The following is a 4,150-nucleotide window of genomic DNA, read 5'->3' on the forward strand; positions in this document are numbered from 1 at the left end:
GACTAAGCTGCCTGGATCGACTTTCTCTCCCTTATCTACGGAAACACCGTCCTTAGCAGTTACCTTGTCGCTTTCCGCATCACTATTGACGTGAAGGTGGACTGGCACTTCAGTCTTAGAACCATCTGGGAAGGTAACTTCAACTTTACCGGTTTTATCGCCGGAGGTTCTCAAGTCTGGCTTTGCTCCCTCTTTCCAGTCAACTGAGCCCGCTGGTAATTCGACTTGTTTGCCAGCTGGATCAGTCACATTGACTAAGCTGCCTGGATCGACTTTCTCTCCCTTATCTACGGAAACACCGTCCTTAGCAGTTACCTTGTCGCTTTCCGTATCAGTTGGCTTCTTACCATCAAGAGCAGACCAAGCGTTATTTTCAGCTTCAGTAAGCTTTTCTACCGTCGCTTTATCTGCATAGGCACCTGTATCTTTGTTAATCAAAGCTTTAGTTGCTTCAGTTGCTTTGTCATAAGCTGCCTTTTTATCTGGATTTGCGTATTTATAGCGATCAGATTCCTTTGTTGTATCTTCCTTGTGCTTAGCCCAAAAACCTTTAGGGTCATCTTTAGGGTCAACATATTGACCTATACTATTACCAAGCTTTTTCATAGCATCGTTTAGGGCATTGCCTTGATCTACAATCTTAGCTAAAGCATCTGGATCTGCAGCATTATTATGAATCTCACTACTTAAAGCATTAATTTGTGCATTATTAAGATAATCTTTATTAATCTTAGCTAAAGCATCCTCACCGGCTTGCCAATTAGGAATAATATCTTTAGGGTTTACTGGTGCATATGGATGAGCTGCATCAGCTGCATTCAGTGCTCTCTGCTCACCATATAATCTAGAAAACATGTTATAGAAACCATTCTGATAAGAATAAATATTAGCTGAGATTCCTGAGAATTGTTGATTTTTCGGACCTAAAATTAAATCTTTTTCATGAGAGTCTGTGTGTTGCGTAGTAAAGGAAATAACATAAGAAGAATGTTGTGATAGATCTTTCCACGCAACTTTACTTGCGTAACCATGTGACTTAAATTCCATTGCTTGGTTAAAGTTAACACTGTTAAATACGCCATTAGAATTAAATTCATTCCGTGTGTCATAAATGATTGGGATTTGGGCCTTAGGGTCATTAAGGTCCTTAGAATCTAAACCGTCAACTCCAGTTTTATTTTTAATTATAAAATTATTAAAATGAAAGTCATGATCGCCACCTAGATAAGGGGTCGTCCCATCATATGCATTATTATAATAAACCTCATTACCATTATTGAAAAAGTAAGTCTGCCATAAGTTCGTTTTACCATAACTAGTATCAGTAGTGAAATAGTATGAGGGTTGCAAATATCTATTGTCATAAGCTGGCAAGGTTTTACTATTATTAATTAAACCAGTATCTGGATCAACATCTGTCTTAGGATTAAATGAAAAGTCTACTTTAGCTGGTGGATTTTTTATTGTAATGTCAGTAGCGCTATTGCTACCGTCCTCAAATTTATAATATGTATATTTTTGATTAGGATCATTAATTGCTTCCATATCAACATTACCAACGATTTGGTAGTCATTAGTGAGAGCAATACCAAATTTTGCAGAAACTAACCCCTTTACTGAACTGCCAACATTTTGTAATCCCTGATGAGGGAAGAAAACAACAGTCCAACGGGTCTTACCATTTCCTAAATCTTCTTTAGAAATATTGATATTATTTTTAGTATCTTCAGCTGTCGTTGCATTTTGCCCAGTAGCAGTACCATTAGCTTGAATATCAGCAGCATGGTAAACGTAGTCATTACCATAAATAGTTACAACCTTGTAATACTTTCCATCTGTACCTTTATAGATATTAGAACTGTAGTTATCTGAAGAAGTTAGATTATGCTCATTGGCCAATTTTTGATTTTCTTTAGCTGGCTGAGTATTACTGTTATCTTTTTTATTTACTGTACCTGCTGCATTTCTATCAGAAGCTGCCCATAAGTTCATAAATGCTAATTTTGCTGCTGATTTAGCTGTTAATGATCTAATATCTAATGATCTAATATCAGTGTCAGCGCTACCTTGCGTCTCTGGTGAAGATTGTGGGGTTGTCGCAGCTTCTGTAGAATTATTAGCTGTTGCATTCTTACTTGCACTACCTTGTCGAACTGTTTCTGTTGTACTAGTTGCTTCCTGAGTAGTAGTGTTATTTTGATCTACTGTAGCTGCTAATTTTGCTGCTGATGAATTAATATCAGTGTCAGCGCTACCTTGCGTCTTTGGTGCAGATTGTAAGGTTGTCGCAGCTTCTATAGAATTATTAGCTGTTGCATTGTTACTTGCACTACTTTGTTGAACTTCTCCTGTTGCACCAGTTGCTTTCTGAGGATTAGTTTGTCCAGTAGTTCTCAATCCAACTTGCAAATTACTGGTTGGTGAACTATTGGAAGCTTTAACGTTTTCTATGGTTGCTGCCTTTACAGAATGATCTGTAAAGTTAATTCCAAAAATGGTTACTCCTAATAATACCGAAGCCACACCAACGTTAAGCTTACGTAAACTATAACGCGGTGTCCGCTTAGTTTCTAAAAATTCAGGTCGCTTCATCATTATTTTTACCTCCCAAATTTAATAACTAGTGGTGTATTGCAGTACACCAGAACAATAGCGCTACCGTTAAGCTATCAGCCTATAAGCTATCAGCCTATAAGCTATCAGCCTAATTGTTGAGTATAATATTCCTTCAATCTGGTAATATTATAGCACAGTTTAGCGACTTTGACGACCGCTTGGCTCTCGAGCCGGGCGGTTTTTCTGTTTGCAGTTAACTTATCAGATAGTAAAAGAAACTAACCGCAAAGGCTAATCTCTTTTCAAACACTAAAATTATTCAAGTTCGCGATTGAGAGTAGTGAGACGCAATCTCACTGCTCTCTTTTCATATATTGTGGTACTAGAAATAATGTTTAAATTCAAATTATAACTCTAAGTCGTTTCCTTCATGAAGTACTGACTTTTTAGCTTGAATCCTTGATACAGAGATGGTTCTTCGTTGCCTTTTCTGCTACTACTACAGCTAACCACATTTGTCTATAAGATATTAAAAATCATTTACACTCAAGAATATTTCTATAAATTGGTCTAAATTTACCACCCAAACACACTGAAATTATTGCCACAAATCGTTGATATATCAGCATCAGCAGTCTCCTCAAAATTGGTCTAAACACATTGAAACACATTAGCATTTCAGTGTGTTTGCTAGTGTGTTTGAAATAGTAATTCACAACATTTCGGAACCATTCACTTTACTTCTTAAGTATACAAAAAAGCCTACAAATCAAGCTTTTACGGCTTATTTCGTAGACTTTTGAATTCTTCTAAATTCTATCTAGTGCTGACTAGAGGTTCAGAAATCACGTTACAAATGCCTATATAACAGCATTTAGAGCATAAGATGAGAAAATATGAGAAGTCCTACATATTAAGGTACTGATCCATTAATTCACTATATCCACGGTTAAATGGTTTCACGTAATAGCGCATGTAGACTGCCAACGAATTTCCTAATCTAACTGTAGTCACCCAACCGTGCTAATCTTGTACCTACCGTCGTACGAAGTGTATAACATGTTAAAGGAAGACCATTACTTTTTACATTTGCTTTCTTGCACAGTTCTTTCATAGCGTCATTCATGGTCCGTTGGCTAATTGGCTTCCCCAGTTGTGCTAGTCGGTAATCGCTCAGGCTTAGGAAAATAAGGTCATTATTACTTTCAATCCCTTTTTCTGACAGAAACCGTTGCTGTTCTCTTCTGAAATCATGCAACGCTTGGTGTAAATCATTAGTAATGGGGGGCGTTAATCGCCACTCACCTATTTTTCGTGATTTTAAATGGCCATTAAACTCATTTTTCTTTTCAGGAAACGAGTCACTTATTTTAAGAACCCAGTATCCTTCTGACTTAGTTATATTTGAATACCTTAGGGTCTGAATTTCCTATGGTCGCATTCCGGTTTCAGCTTCAACCCACAATGCAAGCCTTGACACCTTGCTTGAAATTCGTAAGCGTATTAAGTCTTTCTTTACGCCGTTTGTAAAATTAAGTTAGAAAAATAGAAAAGCCATTTGTGGTAGACTTTTGAATACCCCTAAACAAAAGAA

2 protein-coding genes are annotated in these 4,150 nt (G+C 37.0%); both read right to left on the reverse strand.

The window, feature by feature from the left end; all coding sequences use genetic code 11:
- Window positions 1-2,595 (reverse strand): LEA family epithelial adhesin (locus QOS06_RS10425; protein ID WP_283596025.1); only part of this gene is annotated, 2,595 nt, incomplete at its 3' end.
- Between the two features lie 961 nt (window positions 2,596-3,556).
- The gene (locus tag QOS06_RS10430) at window positions 3,557-3,982 is read right to left on the reverse strand and encodes a tyrosine-type recombinase/integrase (protein ID WP_349496572.1); all 426 of its coding nucleotides are present in this window, start codon (window positions 3,980-3,982) and stop codon (window positions 3,557-3,559) included.
- Window positions 3,983-4,150 lie beyond the last annotated feature (168 nt).

The sequence above is a fragment of the Limosilactobacillus sp. DJ3M12 genome, from assembly GCF_947381695.1.
Lineage (GTDB): Bacteria > Bacillota > Bacilli > Lactobacillales > Lactobacillaceae > Limosilactobacillus > Limosilactobacillus kinnaridis.